The organism is Fictibacillus sp. 18YEL24 (assembly GCF_015903855.1).
In the GTDB taxonomy this organism is placed as follows: domain Bacteria; phylum Bacillota; class Bacilli; order Bacillales; family Fictibacillaceae; genus Fictibacillus; species Fictibacillus phosphorivorans_C.
Genome location: NZ_JACZDT010000001.1, coordinates 905,221 through 928,246 on the forward strand (window position 1 = coordinate 905,221; position 23,026 = coordinate 928,246).

Below are 23,026 nucleotides of genomic sequence, written 5' to 3' on the forward strand. Positions count from 1 at the left end.
TATCCATGAATATGTTCTTATTGTTTGCAATCCTAATTTATCTATACAAAAAAAGAACCACGCTTGATTAGCGTGGTTCTTCTTGGTTTTCTTCTTTTGGATCAGCCTTAGTTGGTATACCTTCTTTTTTCATAGAGAAGTAAGCATCCAACGCACCTTCAGCAATTTCACTATTCGTATTTCCTTCTTTAATATCAGGGACTACAACAGCGAATGCTACTTCTGGATTTTCGTAAGGGGCATATCCGATCAATGTTTTGTTAACGATTCCTGTAGCTTTATCAATTTCGGCTGTACCTGTTTTTCCTGCCGGATTATAATCTTTATTCTTAAACATCCAAGCAGCTGTACCCTGGTTGCCGTGCATAACTTCATAAAATCCTTTTTGTACAACCTTGATCTGACTAGGTGACATCTCAATCTTGTTCAGAACGTTTGGCTCAAAACGGTACTGAAGCTTTCCTAATTTATTTGGATCAACGGATGGCTCTCTCACCTCTTTCAACAGGTGCGGTTGCATTCTTAAACCGCCATTCGCAATGGTTGAAACGTATTGTGCCATCTGCATCGGTGTATACGTATCAAATTGTCCGATAGAGAAGAACATCGCTTGAGAGAGTTCACGGCTCATTCCGGTGTTGTAACCAGTAGCTTCAGAAGGCAGGTCAATTCCAGTTGGAACACCTAACCCGAACTGGCTATATGAGTTTCTTAGTATTTCAAACGCTTCTTGAACCTTGTTCTCATTAAATCGTTTGTTTGAATAATCGTACCCTGCTAGTTTCATGGCAATATGCCACATATATACGTTTGATGAACGTTCTAATGCTTCAACAGCATCAACTGGACCCATACTTTCATGTGATTTCAGAGATCTTCCATCTCCAAAAGTGAGTGGCGCATCGTTTATCACGGTATTAGGAGAAACAACGCCTTGTTGTAAACCTGTGAGTACAGTAGCTCCTTTAACTGTTGAGCCCATTGCATACGAATGATAAACGTTACCAAAAGGTATATCGATAAACTTCCCGGTTTTTCGATCATATTCCTTTGCAGCCATAGAAAGGATCGCACCTGTATTCGGATCCATCATCACAACATAAGCACTATCTAATTTACTGTTTGCGTATGCATTTTTCCCTCGGATCGCGTCTTTCAACTTTTCTTCAATGACTTTTTCGACCTCTTGTTGAAGACTCATGTCTACTGTTAATACAAGATCGCTCCCTCTTGCACCTTCTTCTTCAACAGGATCTCCAACCGGATTTCCTTTTTTATCAGTTACATATTTGATCTTCGTTTTTGTGCCGCGAAGAAGAGATTCGTATTGTTCTTCCAGAAAACTCGTTCCAACCATATCATTGCGATCGTTGCCGCGAGAAGTATAATAGTCCATCCTTGATTTAGGAATTTGTTTTACTTGGCCAAATATATCTCGGAATGAATTCTTAAATGGATATGAGCGTTCAGCATCCGGCTTAATGTCCACTCCTTCTAACTCAGGTAAGTGTTCACTGATCATCGCAATCTCTTTTTCAGTAGCTCCGATCTTTATACGTTGTGGAGATAGAGTATATCCTCGGTCCATCTCACTTTTTATCGCCAAGACCTCAAGTTCTTTTTCAGAAAATGAGTTAATATCCTCTTCTGTTACCTTTTCTAGCATTAAATCGTATAGTTCTTCTGGAGGTGTATCCTTCTTTTCCTCTTTAGAAATTCTTGATTCGACTTTCTTTTCGTTTAAAAAAATAAAATAATCTTTCTTGTCTCGCTCAGTCAGCTCATCAGTTCCCTTTTCGATTAGATCCGCTAACTTCAGTGCCAGCTGATGTCTTTCCTCAGCATCAGCTTCTTGTGTTCTCGTATATGTAATAGAGAAAACAGGTTCATTATCAACAACTACGCGATAGTTAGCATCCAGCATCTTGCCACGCGGAGCATCCAATTTCGTTGTTACATTTTCTGTTAAATAAGCTGTACGCTGATATTCTTCTCCTTTTACGATCTGCACGTAGCCTAAGCGGAGAACTAGAACAGAAAAGAGAAAAAATACAGATATGAACAGGGCATTGATTCGAATCGGAACATGATTTTTCTTCTTTTTATCTTTTGTTTTCATAATATTGTAAATCTCCCTTTAAAACAGCACAGACACCCTGAGAAGGGTGTCTAAAGCGAACCGGTAATTATATCTCCATAATAATAGTATCCTTACCAAGGTAATTATGTCAAAAGATAATCATTGTTTATTTGAATTGTTTCCATCTTGTTGAGTTTCGGCAATCTCAATGGGTTTTGAAGAGTGATGAATAGGGACTGACACTTTTCGTAAACAGAAATAAATCATAAAGTGCCCCGCTCCTAAAATAGGAAGTAATAAAGGAATACCTGTTTTTTCTGTTAGGAAATGAACAACGGTGATAAACGTTACGATTGAAACAATTCGTCCAGCATTCAGATACATCTCACGAACAACGATATACTCAATCCTTTTTTCATGAATACCACGGCATTTTCCTATAATATCATAAGTCAATGAGACATAAGGTACTAACAATAAGGGATAAGCGATCGATACAGAAACTCCATAAATAATTAAAAGCGTAAACGAAATAGGGAACAAGAGCATGAATGGAGAAACGAACAAGAGCAGTCCTCCCCCAAATATCGCTTTCATCCTATCTTTTGGATTCAAGTAATGCGACACACAATAATACCCGATAAATGACACAAAAGATTGAACGAAACCATACGTTCCGAGTGCAAACTCACTTTTAGAAGCAGTGTATACCCAAATCACAATTAAAAAAATAAAAGTACCTTCACGAAAACCTTGAAAAAAATGTGCTCTTAACAATTGTAGCCAAGCTTTATCCTGCTTTCGTTCTTGTAAAACTTTGCGGATACCGTACAGTCCATCCGCCTTTCTCCTCTTTAAAAAGAAGCTAATGACAACAGCTATCAAAAATAAAACCATCGAGATACTGAATATGGTTTCATACCCAAGATGTTTGTCCATCCTAGTAATGATATAACCCGCACTCAGTGGTCCGATCATTCCCGATATAGAGTTTAAAACACCTAAATATCCGTTAAAAAAGTCTCGCGTCTCAGGTTCTGTAACTTCAAGAGTCAACACATTAAATGCAAGCCAGTAAAATCCCAATCCAAATCCTAACATGGCTCCTAATACAATGAGATATTTGCTTGCCATTGATCCCATTAAAAGGACTCCGATATAAAATAAAGCGAGGATAAAAACCCCGATCCTCAATACGATGACGCGATCAATTTTTTTTGCAAACCAACCGGCAAAATAAAATGCTATTGGCTGCATGACTACAATGGATAGATTATAACAGGCAATATCCGTGATCTTACCCGATTGTTTCCAAAGAAATATGTTAACAAATGTATTAGATAGAGCCGTACTTAACGTAAATAATCCACCTACAAATAACAACAAAAACAAATCTCTAGGGTATTGGTCGGTATCCATGAATTTTTTGATTCTCATGATTTCGCCCCCTTACATTTCGTCGTTAGTGTCTTTCAAGACGATGAGAGCTATTCACTTTTAAAGAAATTGGATTTTATTGCAAGGTTGTTATCGTATCCATTAAAACTCTTTTTGAAAGTAGTGGGTTCCACTTAGGTTAATCATTTTTCATAAGCAGCGAAAAAGAAGGAGTGAACCAATTTGTTTGAGTATTGGATATTTGATTCTGTAGATGAAGAAATCTTGAATCAATCCTTACTGAGTCCTAAGAATAAAAATGCTGATCAAAGACAACTTTGGTATTTTCAAACTAAAAACGTCTTTGTTGTTCAGTCCACTGTTCCCTTTGGTGATGGAAATTTCATGCTAGATGAATTACTTGTAACATTATCTGACCATTATGAAATTCATGATAAAGGCATAATAAAAAGCCACTGGCATGCCAGCGGCTTAGTTACGTAATTATTTTGCTTCGTTGTAACGCTTTTCAACTTCATCCCAGTTTACAACGTTCCAAAACGCTGAAATATAATCTGGACGCTTGTTTTGATATTTTAAATAGTAAGCGTGCTCCCACACATCAAGTCCAAGGATAGGTGTCTTTCCTTCCATAACCGGAGTATCTTGGTTTGGAGTGCTAGTTACTTCAAGTTCACCATTGTTTACTACTAGCCAAGCCCAACCAGAACCGAATCTTGTTTTCCCAGCGTTTGCAAACTCTTCTTTAAATGCATCAAGACTTCCAAATTTGTTGTTGATCTTGTCAGCAAGCTCACCTGAAGGTGTGTTTGCTCCGCCTGGTGCGATCACTTCCCAGAATAAGCTATGATTAGCATGTCCACCACCATTGTTTCTAACAGCGTTTTGAATGCTTTGTGGAAGTGCATCTAAGTTAGTTAAAAGATCTTCCAAGCTTTTGTTTTCAAACTCAGCTTGCCCTTCAAGAGCAGCGTTTAAGTTATCAACGTATGTTTTGTGATGGCGACCATGGTGGATCTCCATTGTTTCTTTGTCGATATGCGGTTCAAGTGCACTTGTTTCATAAGGTAATGCAGGCAGTTCAAATTTAGCCATGTTCATTTCCTCCTCATAATATGTAAAATTTTTATGTTCATTTTCAAGAATTACTTGAAAAGTGAAACCCATTTAATCAACTTTCTTGTTTAGAAAGTATTCAACATGTTTACCTTATCAAATTTAGGATGAACTTTCAATTCTTAAACACTCTACCCTTTTTAAACATAAAAAAACCTTACGACACGCTTATCGTAAGGTTAAAGTTATATATGTATGGTGGCTCGAGACGGAATCGAACCGCCGACACGAGGATTTTCAGTCCTCTGCTCTACCGACTGAGCTATCGAGCCAAAAATTTTAAGAACAAAAATTTATTGGTCTTATTCAATTACTGTGTCTCTTCCTCTACACGTCTTCTTCTAGGGTGTACCTGTCGAGACAATTCGTAGCATACTCGTGCTCTAATGCTCGTAGCTATCGAGCCAATATGTAATGGAGGAGGTAGAGGGATTCGAACCCCCGCGGGTCGTTAAACCCCTGTCGGTTTTCAAGACCGATCCCTTCAGCCGGACTTGGGTATACCTCCTCGATTATGGTGGACCCTGTAGGACTCGAACCTACGACCAATCGGTTATGAGCCGACCGCTCTGACCAACTGAGCTAAGGGTCCAATGGAGAAACTTATGTAAATGTTATGGGGCGGACGAGGGGAATCGAACCCCCGAATGTCGGAACCACAATCCGATGCGTTAACCACTTCGCCACGACCGCCATCGTGAGTATAAAAACATTTTGGTAGCGGCGGAGGGAGTCGAACCCACGACCTCACGGGTATGAACCGTACGCTCTAGCCAGCTGAGCTACACCGCCAAAATGGCTCCACAGGTAGGACTCGAACCTACGACCGATCGGTTAACAGCCGATAGCTCTACCACTGAGCTACTGTGGAATAACGTCTTAACGTTTGTTAAGGACAAGAACTACTATAGCACGATGCGTCATTTAAAGTCAATAACATTTTTAAAAATTAGTTCAAACGAACACATGTGCTTTTTCAGAACAAAAATAATATAGCATGGTGGTACATAATTAGCAAGAGCGTTTATAAGACTTGGAAATAAAAATAACCAATCATTATCGCTTGCGTAAGCACTTTAATTAGGGTAGTACCGACAAAGGCAAGAACAGTCCCTATCCCTATTGATACAGCTCTTTTTAGACCTTTCTTTTGAAACAGAAGTTCTGCTAACACAGCACCTATAAACGGTCCGATCAAGATTCCTGCTACAGGAATAACAAATGGTCCTGCGATCAAACCGATCGTACTTCCCCATAGGGCAGCCTTTGACCCGCCTTTTTTCTTCACTGCATATGCATTTCCTACATAATCAACAATAAATAAACTGATAAACAATAACACCTGAACAATGATGAAGAATGGTGTGAAAGGTTCGAACGAAAACGCAAATCCATAGATGATAAAACCCGCTGCAAGAAATAATACACCCGGTAAGATGGGATAGACCAACGCGATAAAGCTAATGGCAAAAGCTAGACCGATGATGATCCAATATAAAATATCCATATGTACTTCTCCTTTACATAAAAAAAACCAAGAGACTAAACAGCCTCTTGGTTTCATTTTACTTCTCTAATACTGCTTCTGCAATGTTTACAGCATGATCACCTATTCTTTCAAGGTTGCTGATGATATCAACGAAGACGATACCAGCATTACCATCACACTGGCCTTCATTCATACGCATGATATGTTGCTTACGAAGTGTACGTTCCATCTTATCAATTTTGTCCTCTAAGCCTAAGACTTCCTGAGCTAGTTCAACATTACCTTCTTCAAGTGCCTTAACAGCTTTATCAACAGTAGAAACTGTTAACGTGAACATTTCATCAAGGTCTTGTTTTGCGGTATCTGTTAAACGAACATTGTTTCGTAATTGATAGTCCACAAGCTCAATAATATTCTCCATATGGTCTCCAATACGCTCGATATCACGAGACGTGTCTAATAGCATAGAGTGTTCGTTCGATTCTTGTGGAGTTAATGGGTGTGCAGACAATTTGACCAAGTAAGCAGTGATTTGACGATCTAAGTTATTAATCGCTTCTTCATATTGCAGGGCAAGGTCTGCATTCTTTTTATCTTTTTCGTTCAAATATGTGATTGCTTCTTTTAAACCGCTCTGCGAATAATTAGCCATTCGTATAATCTCTTGTTTCGCTTGTCTGATAGCTAATGATGGAGCAGTTTCTAATACGATTTCATCGAGATGTTTTGCTTTGTATTCAATGAGAACATCTTCACCTTTTATTAACTTAGTTACGATGAAAGCTAATGCCCCGATAAACCAGAATTGGATCAGAACGTTCGTTACATTAAATGTTCCATGCGCAAAGGCAATCTGCATAGCAGGTTCTAAGTCTAATTTTGTTGATAAAAATTCAATATAGTGTCTGAACGGAACAAGTATGATTAAGAAGATCAGTGTTCCAAGTAAGTTAAAGATAACGTGAGTTAGTGCCGCACGTCTTGCTGCAACTGTTGTTCCGATCGCTGCAAGAATAGCTGTGATCGTCGTTCCGATATTATCACCGAACAATACAGGAAGTGCTGCTTTTAGATCGATCATGTTTTGAGAATAAAGTTCTTGCAAGATTCCGATTGTTGCACTTGATGATTGAACGATTACCGTAAATAACGTCCCGATTACTACACCTAGAATCGGATTGTCACTCATAGAAACGGTTAAATCTTGAAATGATTGAAGACTGCGTAGGGGCTTCATACCGTCTCCCATAAGTTCAAGTCCTAAGAACAATGCTCCAAAACCAAATGTAATCTGTCCAAAATAATTGTACTTCGGATTCTTAAAGAAGAAGATCAAGATCGAACCAACTGCAATAATCGGCAGTGCGTATTCTCCAACATCAATACCGATAATAAAAGATGTAATCGTAGTACCGATATTGGCACCCATGATGACACCAATAGCTTGGCGTAATGTTAAGAAACCAGCATTCACTAGTCCGACAGTAAGAACTGTCGTACCTGAACTACTTTGAATTAATACTGTTACAAATATCCCTGCTAAAACTCCCATAAAAGGATTTGTTGTTAATTTATCAAGTATTTCTCGTAATCGGTCTCCTGCAGAGTTTTGAAGGCCATCTCCCATGTACTTAATACCGAATAAGAAGATCCCCAGTCCTCCGATAAATTGAAATAACATTTCTTGATAATTCAATGTTTACAGCTCCTTATTAACTATCATTTATCAACCTACGCCATTATCTCTATTTGTATTGTTTGTGTAAATAAAAACAGAGCATTTGTAACATTACCTTTACAATTGAAGCATATTGTCGAAAGTTCCCGGTTCATGTACACTAATTATGCTAACAATTAAAGGAGCTTCTCATATGAAATTACATATTCGTTTTGCTAAAAGCTTGTGGTCTTTCAAATCAATCGCAAGTTTCCGTTTCTTAGGGGTCGGCAGTACCATCATGTATGTATTGTTGTTAACTCTGTTATGCATGATACCTGTTTTTAGCTTATTTTTAGCTAGCCTTTTGTCTAAAAATAATCCGTTGAACAATTTTGAAAGTTTTGGGTTGAACCCTGATCAAATGCAAAACTTCGCCTCCACATTGGACGGCATTTTCCCTATCATCATTGCCGTCATTTATGTAGTGATGTATGTACTCTTTTCAGGAATTTTGTTTTCTGGTGCCTCTATATTAGCAGTCCTAGCCATACCTGTTGCAAAACTTCTTAAGAGAAGACAGTCATATAGACATCTTTGGGTACTATCTTGTTACTCCATCACCATTCCATCAATATTATTAACAGCCCTTTTCTTTGTAAACGTACATATCCCTTATTCATTTCTGTGGTTTTGGATGTTGGCTTTTCTCATTTGTGTTATCTCTATCACCAAGATTCCAAGAAAAAAATAAAAAAAGCGGCCTGGTAGCCGCTTTTTTTATGTCTATTTAAAGAGAGATCTAATCGCATCAATGATAGCCATAAAGAAATCGATTATCTTTTGAAAGAAGGACTGTGTCTCTTCATCATTTAAAAAATTACCAAGATTATCACTGATGTCCTTTAACCCATTTTGAACTTGATCCCAATCAATATTTAGATCTTTCATCTTATTAAACAACGCAAGTAAACCGTTCAGTTCTTCTTGTGTAAGTTCAATCCCCATGTCTTTTGCCACTTTTTCAATCAAAGCTCGCAGATCTTCTTCTGACTGTACCGGATTTTTTGCAATTTCTTCTTTGACACGTGTCATCAGCTCAGTGGCTTCTTTCGTTCCGATTCTCTCACCAAGTTCTGCAGTCTTTACCATCTCTTCATTCGCCACTTGTTTTTGAGCTTCTGGAATCTCAATCTGCGCTGTAGATTCGTACGCTTTTATGATACCTGTTAAAGCTGCAGTCCCTGAAACTTCAAATGGTGCTGTTACATAGATCTTTGCATCAGTCACACCTGCAGTCGTTAAAGCGTTCATATACATTTCTTCTGTTACCCAATTAATATTATTGGTCTCAACCGATAATCCTTGGTCTTTATCACCAATTGTAATCTTTGTAGACGAGATGGCTTTAGACCCGATTTGTGCTTTTGAAATATAGTTGCCTAAATATTGATGTTCTTCTTCGTTTGTAACAACTACAGATTCGACATCAGCAGGAACGTCCATTTCTTTTAATAGTTCGTTTTTTTGTTGTTCTGTTAAGTTCTCACCCAATGTAACGATAATGTCGCCAGGTGCAGCATCAGCATACATTGTTAAAGGAGCAATAAATAGCGCTGCGGTCATTATAGAAAGCAGAGCAAGGATTTTCGCTTTTTTCATTAATTTCACCTCTCCAATCGGTACAACTACAAAGATACGCAGAAATTCATTTTTTTCTGTCCTTCCGCCTTTCCATTTTACACCATGCTCAAGAAAGAAGTCACTTTAAACTTGTCATAAAGAAAATGGACAAGCATATAGTAACATATGCGAAAGGAGAGGGATTTTATGAAACGATTCATAAGGGTTTGTGTAATCATGTTAATTTTATATGTGGTAGCTTATGATTTGAAAATCGGGACACTCCCTCAGTCTAGTCCAGCCAACGCAGAAATACATACAGAAAGTAAAAAAGATAAGAACAAACAAAATTTTAAAACCTATGAAGTAACACCTGGAGACACACTAATTTCTGTTGTAGAAGAACTGAATTCAAATAAAAATTATTCTATTGTATCTATGCTGAAAGACTTCAAATCACTTAACCCTGATGTGAATCCTGAGAATATACAAATAGGTAAATCCTACAAATTCCCTTTGTATCATAAGTAAGTGAGATAACATTACTTGTCAAAACAAAATGTTCCCTGCTAAAATGAACTGATGATAGGACAGAATAATACTGTCAATTTGAAAAAAGGAGCGATTCACCAATGAGTGAAATCACCCACCGTTCTAAAACAAGACCTGTAAAAGTAGGAAACTTAACAATAGGTGGTACTGATCAGGTTATTGTACAAAGTATGACAACTACAAAGACACACGATGTTGAGGCTACAGTAGCCGAAATCTTACGTTTGGAGGAAGCGGGCTGCCAAGTGGTACGTGTCGCATGTCCAGATATGCGTGCTGCAGAAGCGATCGCAGACATAAAGAAAAGAATTAATATCCCACTAGTCGTAGACATTCATTTTGATTATAAGCTTGCGCTGAAAGCCATCGAAGGTGGAGCTGACAAGATTAGAATCAACCCAGGTAACATCGGTCGCCGTGAAAAGGTTGAGGCTGTGGTAAAAGCCGCAAAAGAAAAAGGGATTCCGATTCGAATCGGTGTTAACGCAGGCTCACTTGAAAAGAAATATCTTGAAAAGTACGGTTATCCTACAGCAGATGGTATGGTCGAGAGTGCTCTACACCATATTAAAATTCTAGAAGATCTTGATTTTCATGATATTATCGTTTCCATGAAAGCATCTGATGTTAATCTTGCTATCGAAGCTTATGAAAAAGCTGCAAAAGCCTTTGATTATCCATTACACCTTGGGATTACAGAATCAGGTACACTTTTTGCAGGTACCGTAAAAAGTGCTGCAGGACTAGGCGCAATCCTTCATAAAGGGATCGGAAACACCGTTCGTATCTCGCTAAGTGCAGACCCTGTTGAAGAAGTTAAGGTTGCACGTGAACTATTGAAATCTTTCGGACTTCTTTCCGATGCTGCCACATTGATTTCTTGCCCGACATGCGGACGAATTGAGATCGACCTCATTTCAATCGCAAATGAAGTGGAAGAATATATCTCAAATGTGCGTGCACCGATCAAAGTTGCTGTACTTGGATGTGCTGTTAACGGACCTGGAGAAGCTCGTGAAGCGGATATCGGAATCGCTGGAGCTCGTGGTGAAGGATTGTTATTCCGCCACGGAGAAATCGTAAGGAAGATTCCAGAAGATCAGCTATTAGATGAACTTAAGAAAGAAGTCGACATTTTAGCAAAAGCACATGAAGAAAAGCTAAAAGCTGAAGCAGCGGCTCAGCAAGTATAAATTTTAAAAAGCTCCCATCTTTGGGAGCTTTTTTCTTTTGCTATAATCGATCTTTGCTTTTTCAAAAAACTGTTTTCGTATACATTGGTGTTTCCTGAAAGTAGTTGATTTCCGCTCCAGGTTGCACGCTTTCCATGGGGCAAACGGTGAGCCTCCTGCCGCTTTGCGCCATTAGGAGTCTCCACCAGCCCGCTCCAAGGTTGTCTCTCTGCTCCTGCGTCTACAAGTCTATGCTAAAGAAGTGAATCTCCTCGTCGCATGCCTTGCAAGAAGCTCCTCATGTGGCAGGCAGGCAACCTTACGCTACAATCAACTTGCTAGAAGAAGAAATGAAAACGTCCTAAAAGCAACAATCTTACAGAAAAGGACTTTTTCTTTTCTTCGAAGATGGATTGATTGGAGTGCAAGGTGCGAGACTCTCGGTTAGGACAGGTGGGCAGGTGAGACACTTAAAAGTGAAACGTCCAAATGTGGCTCCGCCTGCCCCGCGGAAAGCGGGCAATCTGAAACGGAAATCAATTACTTCCACAAGCTACAAAGCCTGCTCAAACTGTAATTTTATAGCCCTTTTACTCCATAAAAAAGAAGAAGCGGTTAGCTTCTTCTTTGCTCCTTTTTCCTTTAAAAGAATGGTGCAAAAAACAACGAAATGATAATCGATACGACCCCAATTCCGATCGCCCAATTACCAAGCGAATGTGCACCTTGTCTTCTGGCAATGAATCCGACAATAATACCCGCTGCCCCAAACAGCACAGGAAGTATGAACAAAGATAAAACAGATAGGATGATTGCGATGATTCCAGTCGCTTTACCTCCTGCTCTTTCCCGTGAATCTTCGTGTTCATGTCTGTGATCGTCGTCTACATCTGAATAACGAGGTCTCTCATTCTCAGGTAACGTCATATCACTTCTTACAGGAACCGGTACAGCTTCCGCAGCCATCTCTTCACGAAATGCTGTTTCATTATTAATAGTACGTTCATCTCTTTCGTATGCCATGATGATTCCCCCTCTTATCGTGTTAAGGAGCGTTCTTATTATGGCTTTAAAGTAACGTTTTCATAGATGTTAGTTTATGGACATTGAAAAAGAGGCCCTCTTTTGGCCTCTTTGTTTAATGTTTTGCTTTAAACGTGTGACAGCATGTTTCAGCTGTATCGTGGGCAGCATCTTTATGAGCTGCATCACCATGGAGGCTACCGTCTGCACTCATGTCAATAGACATATTTGCATGTTTGTCGATCTCAACAAGAATAGCATCTGCTACACAGTTGTTACCTTCCCCCCAATACGTACAATTCGATACATTACATTTAACTTCAGGCATAAAAAAACCTCCTTTCACTTTAGCTTGGCTAAATAAAAGGAGATACATACTCCATTCGTTATAAAAAGTTTAATTTTTGCACGCTTTACAATAACCATAGATCTCAAATTTATGTCCTGTCACGTCAAAGCCGTTCAATTCACTGTCTAACACTTCCATCGGACACGTATGAATGGACTTCGTACTTCCACATGTAAGGCAGATCAAGTGATGATGATGTTCATTATGTGAACACGTAAATCGAAACTTTTTCTCCCCTTCCCACTCTGTTTCTTCGAGTAATTCTAACTCGACAAAAGTGGTTAGATTTCGATAGATCGTATCAAAACTAAGACCAGGATACTTATCTTTAAGTGCTTCTTGAACTTCTTTAGCTGTAAGATATCTCTTTTCACGAGCAAATAATGAAAGAAGATCTTTTCTCTTTTCTGTATACTTATAGCCCTTTTCCTTTAGAAGGTCCATTGCCTGTTCGATCGTCATCGCAAATTTCACAAGTGACCCACCTTTCTGGAACCTGTAAATTTTTTATAAAGAATTGTTAAGAACAATATAACAACCAAACATAAAACAATCGTTCCACCTGATGCTAGATCAAGGTAATATGACAGAAACATACCGGCGATGACTGAAATCTCACCAAAAAGAACTGAAAGCCAAATCGCCTGCTTAAAGCCTTTAGCGATTCGAATACTAGCTGCAACAGGTAACGTCATAAGTGCTGAAACTAACAAAATACCTACAATTTTCATGGAAGCAGCAATAACTAAAGCCGTTATTGCCATAAAAGCAACTAAGATCCAGTTGCTTCGAATGCCAGATAGCTTTCCTTGCTCTTCGTCGAAAGATAAAACAAATAATTCTTTGTACATGAAAAATACAAACAAGAGTACAACGACAAGAATCGCAAAAACGGTCCAAACATCTGAACGTTTTACAGCAATGATACTTCCGAATAGATAGTTGAACAGATCTGTGTTGAAACCATCTGCCATTGAAATGAAGATTACACTCAGACCGATTCCCGCAGACATAATGATAGGTATAGCAAGCTCTTCATAATGCTTGTACACTTTTCTTAGCTGCTCAATAAAAATAGCTCCACCTACCGAGAACGCCATCCCCATGTAAATAGGATTAGCTGCAGCAAAGAAGGAAGACCATTTTCCTAACAGTAAATTAGCAGCAATACCTGCTAATGTGATATGAGACAAAGCATCTGCGATTAACGCTTGCCTTCTTACCACAATAAAAACCCCTAATACAGGAGCAAGCAAGCCAACCATGATTCCTGTTAAGAAGGCATTCTGTAAAAATTCGTATTTTAAAAACGGTAACATGTGTTCCTCCCCTTACTCGTGACCATGATCATGGTGAAGAACATGAACATGATGACCATAAAAAGCAGACATATTTTCAGATGAGCTCTCTTCAAACTCTTTTGTATTTCCATGAAAATGAATCTGTTTGTTCAAACAAGCTACATCTGTTACATAATTCGTCATCACACCGACATCATGAGTTACCAACACAAGCGTCATGTTATTCTCACGATGAAGTTCTTTAAGCATCTTATAAAAAGAGTCTGATGATTCCGTATCGACTCCAACAGTTGGCTCATCTAATATTAATAGTTCGGGATCGCTTACTAGTGCACGAGCAATAAAAATTCGCTGTTGCTGTCCTCCAGATAACTCTCCTATGTTCTGGTGGGCATACTGATCCATTTTCACTGACCTTAATGCTTCCCATACTTTGTTCTTATCCGAAGCTTTTAAGAATCTAAACAATCCCACTTTACCAAAAAGCCCCATCGATACGACTTCGAACGCGGTTGCAGGAAAGGCTGTGTTAAAACTATTTGCTTTCTGTGAAACATACCCTACTTTGTCCCAGTCATTAAATTTATTTACTTTTTCCCCAAAAAGAAAAACATGTCCTTCTTGAGGCTTTTGTAGCCCTAATATACATTTGATTAGTGTAGATTTACCTGAACCATTCGGACCAACTAGTCCAAGGAAAGATCCTTTCTTAATCTCCATCGTTACATGCTGGAGAACATTTTTATCGCCATAATGAAACGATAAATCATCTACACGAATGGCTATCGATCCTATATTGTTATTCATGATTAACCTCCGTGAGAAAAATGAAAATAAGTAGTAATGAGTACGATTTAAACTGTCTCATAGTATACACGAATTATGAACAAAGTAAAACAACATGCTCTATGAGCATGCCTATAAACGTTTTTATTTCATACCTTTTATGAGTCTCCTAACATGGCGCAGCAAATCTTTTGGTCGGATGATTTGATCGGCCTCTTTTAGGTACTTTTCTTCAAGAGTCGTTTCAACGGCCAAGCAATAAGCTCCTGCACTCTTGGCAGATTGTATACCAAGTGGTGCGTTCTCGATAACCAGCCACTCTGCTGGCTTAAAAGAATGTCGATCCATAGCTAATAAATACGGTTCAGGCGATGGTTTTCCTTCTTTCACATCATCTCCAGTAACAATTATATCAAAAGTAACAGGCAGTTTACTTAAAACTTCAGAAACAAATTCTTTTCTACTGCCTGTAACGACTGCAATAGGAATGTGCTCATCACTTAAGGCTATAAGTGTAGATACGGTTTCTTCTATAAATTCATATTGTGCATGTTCCTTAAAATAATCTCTTTTTTGAACATATATACTTTCGATCAACTCTTCATTAACTTCGACATTAGAATGATTAAAAACATCTACGATTGTCTTTTTTCCTGGCATTCCTTCTCTTAAGTAAAAGACGAGTTCTTCATGATCAAAGCCATTTATATTAAATGCATGCCGCCACGCTTCAACATGGTGACGCATCGTATCAACAATCACACCATCCATATCAAAACAGACTGCTTTTATATTCATACCTTTTTCCACCTTTATTGCAAACTTCACTCTACGTATTATAAAGCATTGTTTAGTAAAAACAAAAAGAAGCTGAACATTTTCAGCTTCTTTTTATAATTCTTATTTTAACCCCTCAATAATCGTTTCTGTGTTCCATTCCATCATTTTTTTATAAGTGTCGCCATCTTTACCAGGCTTACCTAGAGAATCGGTAAACACTTTTCCTTTAATAGGAATACCTGTTTCCTTAGATACTGTTTCCATACTTCTAGCGTCGACACTTGTTTCAACGAACAGAGCTGGAACGTTTCTTTCTTTTAGGAAATCGACTAAGCTTTTAATCTGCTGTGGTGAACCTTGATTATCAGAATTAATCTCCCAAACATAAGCCGTCTCCATGTTGTAGGCTTCTCCAAAATATTTGAACGCTCCTTCACTTGTTGTAAGTACGCGTTTCTCTTTAGGGATCTTGCTTAATTCTGTGATAGTTTTGTCGTGAAGAGCTTTTAATTCACCAATATATTCTTCAGCGTTCTTTTGATAGTATTCTTTATTTTCTGGATCTTCTTTCATCAATGCATCTCGAATGTTTTCAACATACTTGATCCCATTCTCAATATTCAGCCATGCATGTGGATCATATTGTTTTTCAAGACCTTTAGATTCCAGATGGATCGCATCTACCCCTTCACTAACACGGTAAACAGGTGCATCTTTACCATCTTTATCAGCTGTTTTCATCAATTTGTCAAACCATGAATTTCCTTCTTCAAGATTTAAACCATTATAGAAAACTGCATCTGCATCCGTTGTTTTTAAAACATCTTCTGGAAGCGGATCATATTCATGTGGATTCGAACCAATAGGTGCTAAGCTATGAACTTCTACCTTGTCACCTCCGACATTCTTAACTAAATCATAGATGATAGAATAAGTAGCTACGACTTCTACCTTTTCTGATTCATTTCCACCCGCACTGCATCCAGCTGCAGCTACTAATAATGTTCCTGCTAAAAAGAGCTTTGTTATTTTATTAAACATTCTATCATCCTCCCTATTTCTCTAACAGTTCTAGCCTGTTTTTTCTAGATTTGTGCGCTTTCCAAACGATTCCTTGTGATGGTGAAAAGAAGAACGCGAGTGCAAACAGAAAAGCTGAAACTAATACGATCGTTGCACCTGATGCCAAATTATACGTAAAGCTGAAATATAAGCCAAACACAGAAGAGATGACACCTATTAATGCAGAAAGATAGATCATGACCGACAATCGGTTGGTTAATAGATAAGCCGTAGCTGCCGGTGTGATCAGCATCGCAACTACTAAAACGATTCCTACCGTTTGCAGCGATGCAACTGTGACCATCGTTAAAACGGCCATTAAACAATAATGAATCCATTTGTTAGGCAATCCATAGCTTTGTGCCATAGTTGGATCGAAGGTTGAAACGAGAAGCTCTTTGTAAAATAGAACAACTAACCCAATTACCAGTACACCGATTCCAAGTGTGATCCACATGTCACTCATTCGTACTGCAAGAACGTTACCAAAAAGAATATGATAAAGATCGGCAGAGCTTTTCATCATGGTTATAATGACAATTCCTACAGCAAACATACTCGTAAACATGATTCCTATAGCCATATCATGTTTGATCCTGCTGTTCTGACTCACATATCCGATTCCGATCGCAGTAAGAACCCCAGTTATAACAGCTCCAAAGAAAAAGTTAATCCCTAACATATAGCTGATCGCAACACCAGGCAACACAGCATGAGAGATCGCATCCCCCATTAAAGCCATGCCTCTTAAGATGATGAAACATCCTACAATTCCACAAATAATACCTACAACTACTGAGGTAAATAACGCTTTTTGTAAAAATTCATATTGAAACAACGCTTGAAAGAATTCAAAAATACTCATGATGTCACATTCACTCCTTTAGGCTGAAGAAATGAGAACTGGTTGGCGTAAGCTTTTGTGATCACCTCTGGCTGAAGAACTTCTTCAGATGCACCGTAATGAATCATATTCTTATTCAATAGCAGCAAATGATCGAAGTAGGATTCAGCTTTACTAAGATCATGATGTACGACCAGAATGGTCTTTCCTTCTTTTTTTAGATCTCTCAAAATATGAATGATCGTTTCTTCACTTGCAACATCAATCCCCACGAAAGGTTCATCGAGAAAAAACAACTCTGCTTTTTGAGCCAATGCTCTTGCAAGGAATACCCTTTGCTGCTGTCCTCCTGAAAGTTCACCGATCTGTCGATCACTGAACGTTTCCATACCTACCGTTCTCAAACACTCATATGCCCATTCTTTATCACTTTTTGAAGGGCGCTTAAATAATCCCAATTTTGGATATGTTCCAAGCAATACCACGTCAAATACTGTGATCGGAAAATCCCAGTCGATATCTGAGCGCTGCGGAACATATGCGATTCTTTTTCTCCATTTTTTAAGCGGCTCTCCAAATACCTCTACATCACCTTTGTCTCTTGGTATTAAATGTAAAGCAGCTTTCATCATAGTCGATTTACCGGCACCATTTGGCCCAATGATCCCCACTAAACTACCTTGATTCACTGAGAATGATATATCTTTAACTACTTGGTTCCCTAAATAAGACACGTACAAGTGATCTATCTTTAGTGCTTCATTCATTGAAAAAGACCTCCTTTTTCATTCAGTAACTTTTTTTGCCCAAGCGCAACTTTAATATAAAAAAATAATCCCTTCACAATTGTATGAAATGAATAGAAGGAAAGTGAATATTTTCGGAAGAAGTAAATGTTTCCTTTAGGCAACTTTTTTACTTAAGTCAAATTATATAGTGTGGACACAAGATTGTAAACGATTTTTTCTAGCCATATTTCTACATTTGCTATATAATCAACTCTGGCAGGAAACTGCTGGGTGGGAGAGGGATGTTTTTAAGATTTAAGGAAGGAACAAATGGAACAAAATCAAGTTTCACTAAAGAAAGAAGTACTTGCAGGGATCACCTCATTTTTCACCATCGCTTATATTATTGTCGTTAATCCACTAATATTAGCAGATGCTGGTATGCCGTATGAGGGAGTAGTTCTAGCTACGATCCTTACTTCTGTAGTTGGGTGTCTGATCATGGGGCTGTATGCAAAGGCTCCGATCGTATTAACGCCAGGCATGGGGGTAAACGCGTTTTTCACGTATACTATCGTGCAAGGTATGAATTTAAGCTGGCAAGAAGCTCTTGCTGCTGTGGTGATGTCTGGGATATTCTTTTTAATCGCAGCTTCAACACCTTTAAAGGACATACTTTCAAAAAGTATTCCGCAATCATTGAAACATAGCATAACAGTAGGAATCGGCTTGTTCTTAACGTTTATTGGGTTACAAAAAGGCGGAATCATCGAAGCGAGCTCTGCAACTTTTGTAAAGTTAGGACATTTAGATCGTCCCGACGCAATCCTGACAGTAATCGGCCTTTCGGTAACACTGGCTCTGTTTCTAAAAAACGTAAAAGGAAGTTTTCTGATCGGGATTGCTTTGACCACTCTTGTAGGATTCTTTATGGGCCATACACAAGAAGTGAAAGGTATGTCTGATGGATTCTCTTTTAAACCGTTTGGTGAATTATTTTTTGCGTTTGATTTTTCAGGGATAACAGAGCTTTCCTTTTGGATCGCAACGTTCTCATTGACCATGATCATCACATTTGAGAACATGGGATTGTTATACGGCTTATTACCTGATCAAGAAAAGTTTCCAAAAGCTTTTCAAGCGAATGCAGCTTCATCAATCGTTTCTGGTTTATTCGGAACTAGTCCTACGATCTCCACGGTAGAGAGTGCATCTGGAATACAAGAAGGCGGCAGAACGGGGATAACAAGTATTACAGTTGCTGTATTGTTCTTCTTATCCATGTTTGCAGCACCTTTCATAGCCTATATTCCTGATGGGGCTATCGCTCCTATCTTGATTATCATTGGCGGTCTGATGGTTCAGCAGATTCAGCATATTCCTTTTGCTGATTTTACAGAGATGTTTCCATCATTTCTTATTATTGCGCTCATACCTTTAACGTACAGCATCGTGGATGGTCTTGCATTTGGATTTATCGCATATCCACTTGTTAAATGGATGTCCGGACAGAAAAAACAGGTTACAGCACCGATGTATGTGATCGCCTTTTTATTCTTTATGAATTTTATTCTTCATACAATTGTATAAAAATATAAACAAAAAGACTTTGGACAATATTCCAAAGTCTTTTTTTAGCACTTTCTTCCCTCCTTCCTCATACAATGAGAAAGTCGGGAGGGATTTCTAAATGAATCCAATCATTGTTCATTTTGTAAATCAGAAACTTAATTCGATCAGTCCGAACGAACTGATCTCACTTGCCGCGCAATATCAGCTTCCCATTTCACAAAAAGAAGCCGTACAGATCGTAAACATATTGCGAAGGCAGACAATTGATATCAAGAATCTATCACAGCGTAAGATGATCATTGCTACCATCGCAAAAGAAGTTAGCCCTGAAAAAGCGAACTATATCCAATACTTAATCCAAACGTACATTGATAGGTAACACAAAAGAGCCGCACAGCTGTGCGGCTCTTTATCTTTTTACATTAATCAGTTGTGTAATAGTTATGCGTTCAATAACTTGTTCTGAAGTTCTGGATCGAATGTTTTTGCTTTGATCATCTCGATCTCTAATTGATATGGAGGTCTTTTGTTGTTTTTATCAGTACCTACATAAGGTGTTTCAAGAATTTTTGGGATATCCTTAAATTGCTCGTGATGAACGATGTAGTTTAAGGCATCGAAGCCAATATGTCCAAAGCCAATGTTTTCATGTCGGTCTTTAGCAGCTCCCGTTACATTTTTGCTGTCATTGATGTGGAAAACTTTAATACGATCGATTCCGATCAGCTTATCGAACTGGTTCATTACTCCATCAAAATCATTAACGATATCATAACCTGCATCATGAGTATGACATGTATCAAAACAAACAGAAAGTTTTTCGTTAAGCGATACACCATCAATAATCTGTGCAAGTTCTTCAAATGTCTTGCCGCATTCAGATCCTTTACCTGCCATTGTCTCTAGTGCGATTTGAACATTCTGCTCTTTCGTTAATACTTCGTTAAGCCCCTCGATGATCTTCTTAATTCCGATCTCGGAACCTTCTCCAACATGTGCTCCTGGATGAAGTACGATCTGTTTTGCACCAAGTGCGTCAGTTCGTTCGATCTCTCTTCTTAAGAAATCGACCCCCAGCTCGAAAGTTTCCGGCTTAACAGCATTCCCGATGTTGATGATATACGGTGCGTGAACAACAATGTCAACGATACCGTTCTCGATCATGTGTTTCGTTCCAGCTTCGATATTAAGGTCTTCAATTTTTTTTCGTCTCGTGTTTTGGGGTGCACCTGTATAGATCATAAAAGTGTTGGCACCATATGAAACAGCTTCTTCACTCGCAGCGAGAAGCATTTTTTTACCGCTCATTGAAACGTGAGATCCTAGTTTAATCATATTTTCCCCTCTTCCCTAACCTACTATCTGATGTTTCTTCTTTTCTTCTTCATTAGTTTCTTTTTCTGTTCGTCCATCTTTTTCTTATAACCAGGCTTTACTTTGCGCGGTTTTGGTACATAAACGCCATCCTGCTCTTTTGCACCCGTACTTTTCTTGCTCGGTTTTACAGGTACCCATTCACCGTTCTTATATTGTTCGATGTGGAAAATGATTTTTTTCTCTTTTAACTTTTGTACAGAATGCTGATCTGTTTGCTCGTAAAGAGATGCACAGATTCCTGACATTCCTGCACGGCCCGTTCTTCCTGCTCTATGAATGTAGAAATCAAGATCTTTCGGGAACTCGTAGTTGATGATGTGGCTGACACCTTTGATGTCAATTCCACGAGCTGCAAGGTCAGTTGCTACTAAGAACTGAAACTCCGCTTTCTGAACACGTTTCATGATGCTTTTTCTTGTACGAGGCGGAATATCACCATGAAGACGTTCAACACTCATTCCTTCAGCACTCATAGCATCTGCGATCTCATCAACTGCTTTTTTTGTGTTAGCAAATATAATCGCAAAATATGGATTATAGTTTCTTGCTGTTTTGATAAGCGTAGGAAGTTTGTCATTGTGTTTTGCTTGAATAAGAACGTGCTTGATGTCTTTTGCTGTAATATGCTGTGGTTCAACGTGAACATGCTTAGGGTTCTGCATATATTTTTTCAAGAATGGCTGCAGTTTTTCTGGAACAGTGGCAGAGAACACCATCATTTGTAATTCGTTGGCCATACGAGAAGCGATCAGATCTACATCTTCAATAAAGCCCATATCTAGCATCTGATCGGCTTCATCAACTACGAGCATGTTCGCTGTAAAGACAACTAGCTCTTGAGCGTTTACCAAGTCTTTAATACGACCAGGAGTTCCGATCACTAATTGAGGAACTGTTTTCAGTTTTTCAGCCATACGTTTTCGATCCGTTCCACCAACGATTGCTTTTGCGCGGATTTGCTTATCCTCAGACATATGCTCAGAGATCTTTAGAAACTCGTTGTAGATCTGTTGTGCTAATTCACGAGTAGGAGCTGTAATTACTGCTTGTACCTCGTCTTTTGTGATGTCTATTCTATGCATCAATGGCAGCAGGAACGCAAATGTCTTTCCTGAACCTGTTTGCGATTGTCCGATCATGTCTTGTCCGTTAATTATTCCAGGAATTACACGCTCTTGAATATCAGTTGGTCTTTCAAATCCAATACCACTTAAAGCGGTCTGGAGCGATTCGTTTATTTTTAACCGTTCAAACGGAGATTTCATACGCTCACCTTTTCTTTTCAAATATAAATTCTTCACTTTTAGTATTATAGAGTAAGTTTTGCATTTAAGCCAACCATCCTTAAGATTAATAAGAAAACAGGGATAAATATCACACATGTTTTTCTTATTTCATATTCTATATATGAGCGTATTATTTTGGAAAGGAGGGGGAATTATGCAGCCTTTTTATAGATATCCAAATCAACCTCAGCATCCTATGCAGCCCTTTCAAGTAAATCCATATCTTCAAAACATGAATGGGATGAATGGTATGCCGCGTCAGATGGGTTCTGTTGACAGATTCTTGGGGACGATTGGCAGCGGTGGAAGTATAACAGGTGGAACAAGTGTGTTTACGATGTTGAACAACGTGCAAAAGGTCTTAAAAGTTGCTGAGACGATGGGACCTATGATCAAACAATATGGACCTGCAATGAGAAATCTGCCTTCCATCATGACGGCTCTTAAAGATTTCCAAAGCGGATCGAGCTCAAAGGCAGAGAATGATACTGAGGCAGATACCTCCGAAAAACCGGAAAACACAGATCAAACGACTGAAACAAAGGTTACGGATGAAAAAAGTGATGCTAAGAAAAGCGTTATAAAGAAAAACGAAAAAAAAGAAAAAGTAAAAACAGAAACAGAAGAAAAGGTGGTTGTGGCTGGACCAAAGTCTACAAAGTCATCCACGCAGACCGAGGCACCGCCAATGATCAAAAAAACGCCAAATGCTACAAAAGCTGTACCGTCAGCACCTAAGACAAACGTACCTAAGGGCTACCACTTATCGGGGCCGAAACTATATGTATGAGTATAGTGTTTGAGTTCTTATGGTCTCTCCTTTATAATAAA

At 38.7% G+C, this 23,026-nt stretch carries 24 protein-coding genes and 6 tRNA genes; 7 read left to right on the forward strand and 23 right to left on the reverse strand.

Going from position 1 to position 23,026, the window contains the following annotated elements:
- Positions 1-67: 67 nt before the first annotated feature.
- Together HU823_RS04770 and HU823_RS04775 are read right to left on the reverse strand one after the other, a co-directional pair.
- On the reverse strand, positions 68-2,119 hold the full coding sequence (locus HU823_RS04770; protein ID WP_197221293.1) for a penicillin-binding transpeptidase domain-containing protein: 2,052 nt from the start codon (positions 2,117-2,119) through the stop codon (positions 68-70).
- 120 nt (positions 2,120-2,239) lie between these two features.
- A complete protein-coding gene (locus HU823_RS04775) occupies positions 2,240-3,520 on the reverse strand; it encodes an MFS transporter (protein ID WP_370630040.1) in 1,281 nt (426 codons plus the stop codon).
- Positions 3,521-3,700: 180 nt separating this feature from the next.
- Between HU823_RS04775 and HU823_RS04780 the strand changes: the two genes are divergently transcribed.
- Positions 3,701-3,961, forward strand: coding sequence for a hypothetical protein (locus tag HU823_RS04780; RefSeq protein WP_197221294.1), 261 nt, complete (start codon positions 3,701-3,703; stop codon positions 3,959-3,961).
- On the opposite strand, the gene HU823_RS04785 is transcribed toward HU823_RS04780, so the two are convergent.
- The 9 genes from HU823_RS04785 to HU823_RS04825 form a co-directional block, all read right to left on the reverse strand.
- Positions 3,962-4,573, reverse strand: coding sequence for a superoxide dismutase (locus tag HU823_RS04785; protein ID WP_144699050.1), 612 nt, complete (start codon positions 4,571-4,573; stop codon positions 3,962-3,964).
- Positions 4,574-4,790: 217 nt separating this feature from the next.
- Positions 4,791-4,866, reverse strand: a tRNA-Phe gene (locus HU823_RS04790).
- 143 nt (positions 4,867-5,009) lie between these two features.
- Positions 5,010-5,102 (reverse strand) — tRNA-Ser (locus tag HU823_RS04795).
- A 7-nt stretch (positions 5,103-5,109) separates the two neighbouring features.
- A tRNA-Ile gene (locus HU823_RS04800) sits at positions 5,110-5,186 on the reverse strand.
- Positions 5,187-5,211: 25 nt separating this feature from the next.
- Positions 5,212-5,287: transfer RNA gene (locus HU823_RS04805), tRNA-His, on the reverse strand.
- 22 nt (positions 5,288-5,309) lie between these two features.
- Positions 5,310-5,386 (reverse strand) — tRNA-Met (locus HU823_RS04810).
- Positions 5,387-5,390: 4 nt separating this feature from the next.
- Positions 5,391-5,465 (reverse strand) — tRNA-Asn (locus HU823_RS04815).
- Between the two features lie 153 nt (positions 5,466-5,618).
- A complete protein-coding gene (locus HU823_RS04820) occupies positions 5,619-6,101 on the reverse strand; it encodes a DUF456 domain-containing protein (protein WP_144699048.1) in 483 nt (160 codons plus the stop codon).
- 58 nt (positions 6,102-6,159) lie between these two features.
- Entirely contained in the window at positions 6,160-7,764 is a 1,605-nt protein-coding gene (locus HU823_RS04825; protein ID WP_144703378.1) for a Na/Pi cotransporter family protein, read from the reverse strand.
- A gap of 190 nt (positions 7,765-7,954) precedes the next feature.
- Between HU823_RS04825 and HU823_RS04830 the strand changes: the two genes are divergently transcribed.
- Positions 7,955-8,494 carry a DUF1189 family protein gene (locus HU823_RS04830; protein WP_186320480.1) on the forward strand — a complete coding sequence of 180 codons (540 nt, stop codon included), beginning with the start codon at positions 7,955-7,957 and terminating at the stop codon, positions 8,492-8,494.
- Between the two features lie 32 nt (positions 8,495-8,526).
- On the opposite strand, the gene HU823_RS04835 is transcribed toward HU823_RS04830, so the two are convergent.
- Positions 8,527-9,402 (reverse strand): DUF1002 domain-containing protein, encoded by an 876-nt coding sequence (locus tag HU823_RS04835; protein WP_197221295.1) that lies wholly within the window; start codon positions 9,400-9,402, stop codon positions 8,527-8,529.
- A 168-nt stretch (positions 9,403-9,570) separates the two neighbouring features.
- Here HU823_RS04835 and HU823_RS04840 point away from each other — a divergent pair, with 168 nt between their 5' ends.
- Together HU823_RS04840 and ispG are read left to right on the forward strand one after the other, a co-directional pair.
- On the forward strand, positions 9,571-9,894 hold the full coding sequence (locus HU823_RS04840) for a LysM peptidoglycan-binding domain-containing protein (RefSeq protein WP_144699042.1): 324 nt from the start codon (positions 9,571-9,573) through the stop codon (positions 9,892-9,894).
- Between the two features lie 101 nt (positions 9,895-9,995).
- Entirely contained in the window at positions 9,996-11,108 is a 1,113-nt protein-coding gene (gene ispG / locus HU823_RS04845; protein WP_066396210.1) for a flavodoxin-dependent (E)-4-hydroxy-3-methylbut-2-enyl-diphosphate synthase, read from the forward strand.
- A 621-nt stretch (positions 11,109-11,729) separates the two neighbouring features.
- Here the strand turns inward: ispG and HU823_RS04850 are convergent.
- The 9 genes from HU823_RS04850 to HU823_RS04890 form a co-directional block, all read right to left on the reverse strand.
- Entirely contained in the window at positions 11,730-12,110 is a 381-nt protein-coding gene (locus tag HU823_RS04850; RefSeq protein WP_197221296.1) for a DUF4190 domain-containing protein, read from the reverse strand.
- 115 nt (positions 12,111-12,225) lie between these two features.
- Positions 12,226-12,438 (reverse strand): DUF1540 domain-containing protein, encoded by a 213-nt coding sequence (locus HU823_RS04855; protein ID WP_144699038.1) that lies wholly within the window; start codon positions 12,436-12,438, stop codon positions 12,226-12,228.
- Between the two features lie 69 nt (positions 12,439-12,507).
- The gene (locus tag HU823_RS04860; RefSeq protein WP_144703375.1) at positions 12,508-12,921 is read right to left on the reverse strand and encodes a Fur family transcriptional regulator; all 414 of its coding nucleotides are present in this window, start codon (positions 12,919-12,921) and stop codon (positions 12,508-12,510) included.
- 8 nt (positions 12,922-12,929) lie between these two features.
- Positions 12,930-13,778: a metal ABC transporter permease gene (locus HU823_RS04865; protein ID WP_144699036.1), complete on the reverse strand. Its 849-nt coding sequence runs from the start codon at positions 13,776-13,778 to the stop codon at positions 12,930-12,932.
- A 12-nt stretch (positions 13,779-13,790) separates the two neighbouring features.
- Positions 13,791-14,567 (reverse strand): metal ABC transporter ATP-binding protein, encoded by a 777-nt coding sequence (locus tag HU823_RS04870; RefSeq protein WP_144699034.1) that lies wholly within the window; start codon positions 14,565-14,567, stop codon positions 13,791-13,793.
- Positions 14,568-14,690: 123 nt separating this feature from the next.
- Complete coding sequence (locus HU823_RS04875) at positions 14,691-15,344, reverse strand: HAD family hydrolase (RefSeq protein ID WP_144699032.1); 654 nt, start codon at positions 15,342-15,344, stop codon at positions 14,691-14,693.
- A gap of 102 nt (positions 15,345-15,446) precedes the next feature.
- Positions 15,447-16,367, reverse strand: a complete 921-nt coding sequence (locus tag HU823_RS04880) for a metal ABC transporter substrate-binding protein (RefSeq protein ID WP_197221297.1) — start codon at positions 16,365-16,367, stop codon at positions 15,447-15,449.
- A gap of 13 nt (positions 16,368-16,380) precedes the next feature.
- Positions 16,381-17,253, reverse strand: coding sequence for a metal ABC transporter permease (locus HU823_RS04885; protein ID WP_144699028.1), 873 nt, complete (start codon positions 17,251-17,253; stop codon positions 16,381-16,383).
- Positions 17,250-17,999 carry a metal ABC transporter ATP-binding protein gene (locus HU823_RS04890; protein ID WP_197221298.1) on the reverse strand — a complete coding sequence of 250 codons (750 nt, stop codon included), beginning with the start codon at positions 17,997-17,999 and terminating at the stop codon, positions 17,250-17,252. The genes HU823_RS04885 and HU823_RS04890 overlap by 4 nt, the downstream gene beginning before the upstream one ends.
- 291 nt (positions 18,000-18,290) lie before the next feature.
- On the opposite strand from HU823_RS04890, the gene HU823_RS04895 reads away from it, so the two are divergent.
- Together HU823_RS04895 and HU823_RS04900 are read left to right on the forward strand one after the other, a co-directional pair.
- The gene (locus HU823_RS04895; RefSeq protein ID WP_144699023.1) at positions 18,291-19,550 is read left to right on the forward strand and encodes an NCS2 family permease; all 1,260 of its coding nucleotides are present in this window, start codon (positions 18,291-18,293) and stop codon (positions 19,548-19,550) included.
- Positions 19,551-19,650: 100 nt separating this feature from the next.
- A complete protein-coding gene (locus HU823_RS04900) occupies positions 19,651-19,911 on the forward strand; it encodes a DUF2624 domain-containing protein (RefSeq protein WP_066396234.1) in 261 nt (86 codons plus the stop codon).
- 62 nt (positions 19,912-19,973) lie between these two features.
- Here HU823_RS04900 and HU823_RS04905 read toward each other — a convergent pair whose 3' ends face one another.
- Both HU823_RS04905 and HU823_RS04910 read right to left on the reverse strand, forming a co-directional pair.
- On the reverse strand, positions 19,974-20,867 hold the full coding sequence (locus HU823_RS04905; protein ID WP_197221299.1) for a deoxyribonuclease IV: 894 nt from the start codon (positions 20,865-20,867) through the stop codon (positions 19,974-19,976).
- Positions 20,868-20,890: 23 nt separating this feature from the next.
- On the reverse strand, positions 20,891-22,174 hold the full coding sequence (locus HU823_RS04910; RefSeq protein ID WP_197221300.1) for a DEAD/DEAH box helicase: 1,284 nt from the start codon (positions 22,172-22,174) through the stop codon (positions 20,891-20,893).
- 175 nt (positions 22,175-22,349) lie between these two features.
- Here HU823_RS04910 and vrrA point away from each other — a divergent pair, with 175 nt between their 5' ends.
- On the forward strand, positions 22,350-22,985 hold the full coding sequence (gene vrrA, locus HU823_RS04915) for a VrrA/YqfQ family protein (protein ID WP_186320479.1): 636 nt from the start codon (positions 22,350-22,352) through the stop codon (positions 22,983-22,985).
- The last annotated feature ends 41 nt before the right edge of the window (positions 22,986-23,026 follow it).

What these genes read in the sequence shown, in the direction of transcription:
- HU823_RS04850 (WP_197221296.1), bottom strand. Translation starts at nt 12,110, where the DNA reads ATGGCATACGAAAGAGATGAACGTACTATTAATAATGAAACAGCATTT.
- HU823_RS04785 (WP_144699050.1), bottom strand. Translation starts at nt 4,573, where the DNA reads ATGGCTAAATTTGAACTGCCTGCATTACCTTATGAAACAAGTGCACTT.
- HU823_RS04840 (WP_144699042.1), top strand. Translation starts at nt 9,571, where the DNA reads ATGAAACGATTCATAAGGGTTTGTGTAATCATGTTAATTTTATATGTG.
- HU823_RS04870 (WP_144699034.1), bottom strand. Translation starts at nt 14,567, where the DNA reads ATGAATAACAATATAGGATCGATAGCCATTCGTGTAGATGATTTATCG.
- vrrA (WP_186320479.1), top strand. Translation starts at nt 22,350, where the DNA reads ATGCAGCCTTTTTATAGATATCCAAATCAACCTCAGCATCCTATGCAG.
- HU823_RS04865 (WP_144699036.1), bottom strand. Translation starts at nt 13,778, where the DNA reads ATGTTACCGTTTTTAAAATACGAATTTTTACAGAATGCCTTCTTAACA.
- HU823_RS04835 (WP_197221295.1), bottom strand. Translation starts at nt 9,402, where the DNA reads ATGAAAAAAGCGAAAATCCTTGCTCTGCTTTCTATAATGACCGCAGCG.
- HU823_RS04860 (WP_144703375.1), bottom strand. Translation starts at nt 12,921, where the DNA reads ATGACGATCGAACAGGCAATGGACCTTCTAAAGGAAAAGGGCTATAAG.
- HU823_RS04885 (WP_144699028.1), bottom strand. Translation starts at nt 17,253, where the DNA reads ATGAGTATTTTTGAATTCTTTCAAGCGTTGTTTCAATATGAATTTTTA.
- ispG (WP_066396210.1), top strand. Translation starts at nt 9,996, where the DNA reads ATGAGTGAAATCACCCACCGTTCTAAAACAAGACCTGTAAAAGTAGGA.
- HU823_RS04825 (WP_144703378.1), bottom strand. Translation starts at nt 7,764, where the DNA reads ATGTTATTTCAATTTATCGGAGGACTGGGGATCTTCTTATTCGGTATT.
- HU823_RS04910 (WP_197221300.1), bottom strand. Translation starts at nt 22,174, where the DNA reads ATGAAATCTCCGTTTGAACGGTTAAAAATAAACGAATCGCTCCAGACC.
- HU823_RS04830 (WP_186320480.1), top strand. Translation starts at nt 7,955, where the DNA reads ATGAAATTACATATTCGTTTTGCTAAAAGCTTGTGGTCTTTCAAATCA.
- HU823_RS04900 (WP_066396234.1), top strand. Translation starts at nt 19,651, where the DNA reads ATGAATCCAATCATTGTTCATTTTGTAAATCAGAAACTTAATTCGATC.
- HU823_RS04770 (WP_197221293.1), bottom strand. Translation starts at nt 2,119, where the DNA reads ATGAAAACAAAAGATAAAAAGAAGAAAAATCATGTTCCGATTCGAATC.
- HU823_RS04855 (WP_144699038.1), bottom strand. Translation starts at nt 12,438, where the DNA reads ATGCCTGAAGTTAAATGTAATGTATCGAATTGTACGTATTGGGGGGAA.
- HU823_RS04820 (WP_144699048.1), bottom strand. Translation starts at nt 6,101, where the DNA reads ATGGATATTTTATATTGGATCATCATCGGTCTAGCTTTTGCCATTAGC.
- HU823_RS04875 (WP_144699032.1), bottom strand. Translation starts at nt 15,344, where the DNA reads ATGAATATAAAAGCAGTCTGTTTTGATATGGATGGTGTGATTGTTGAT.
- HU823_RS04895 (WP_144699023.1), top strand. Translation starts at nt 18,291, where the DNA reads ATGGAACAAAATCAAGTTTCACTAAAGAAAGAAGTACTTGCAGGGATC.
- HU823_RS04905 (WP_197221299.1), bottom strand. Translation starts at nt 20,867, where the DNA reads ATGATTAAACTAGGATCTCACGTTTCAATGAGCGGTAAAAAAATGCTT.
- HU823_RS04880 (WP_197221297.1), bottom strand. Translation starts at nt 16,367, where the DNA reads ATGTTTAATAAAATAACAAAGCTCTTTTTAGCAGGAACATTATTAGTA.
- HU823_RS04890 (WP_197221298.1), bottom strand. Translation starts at nt 17,999, where the DNA reads ATGAATGAAGCACTAAAGATAGATCACTTGTACGTGTCTTATTTAGGG.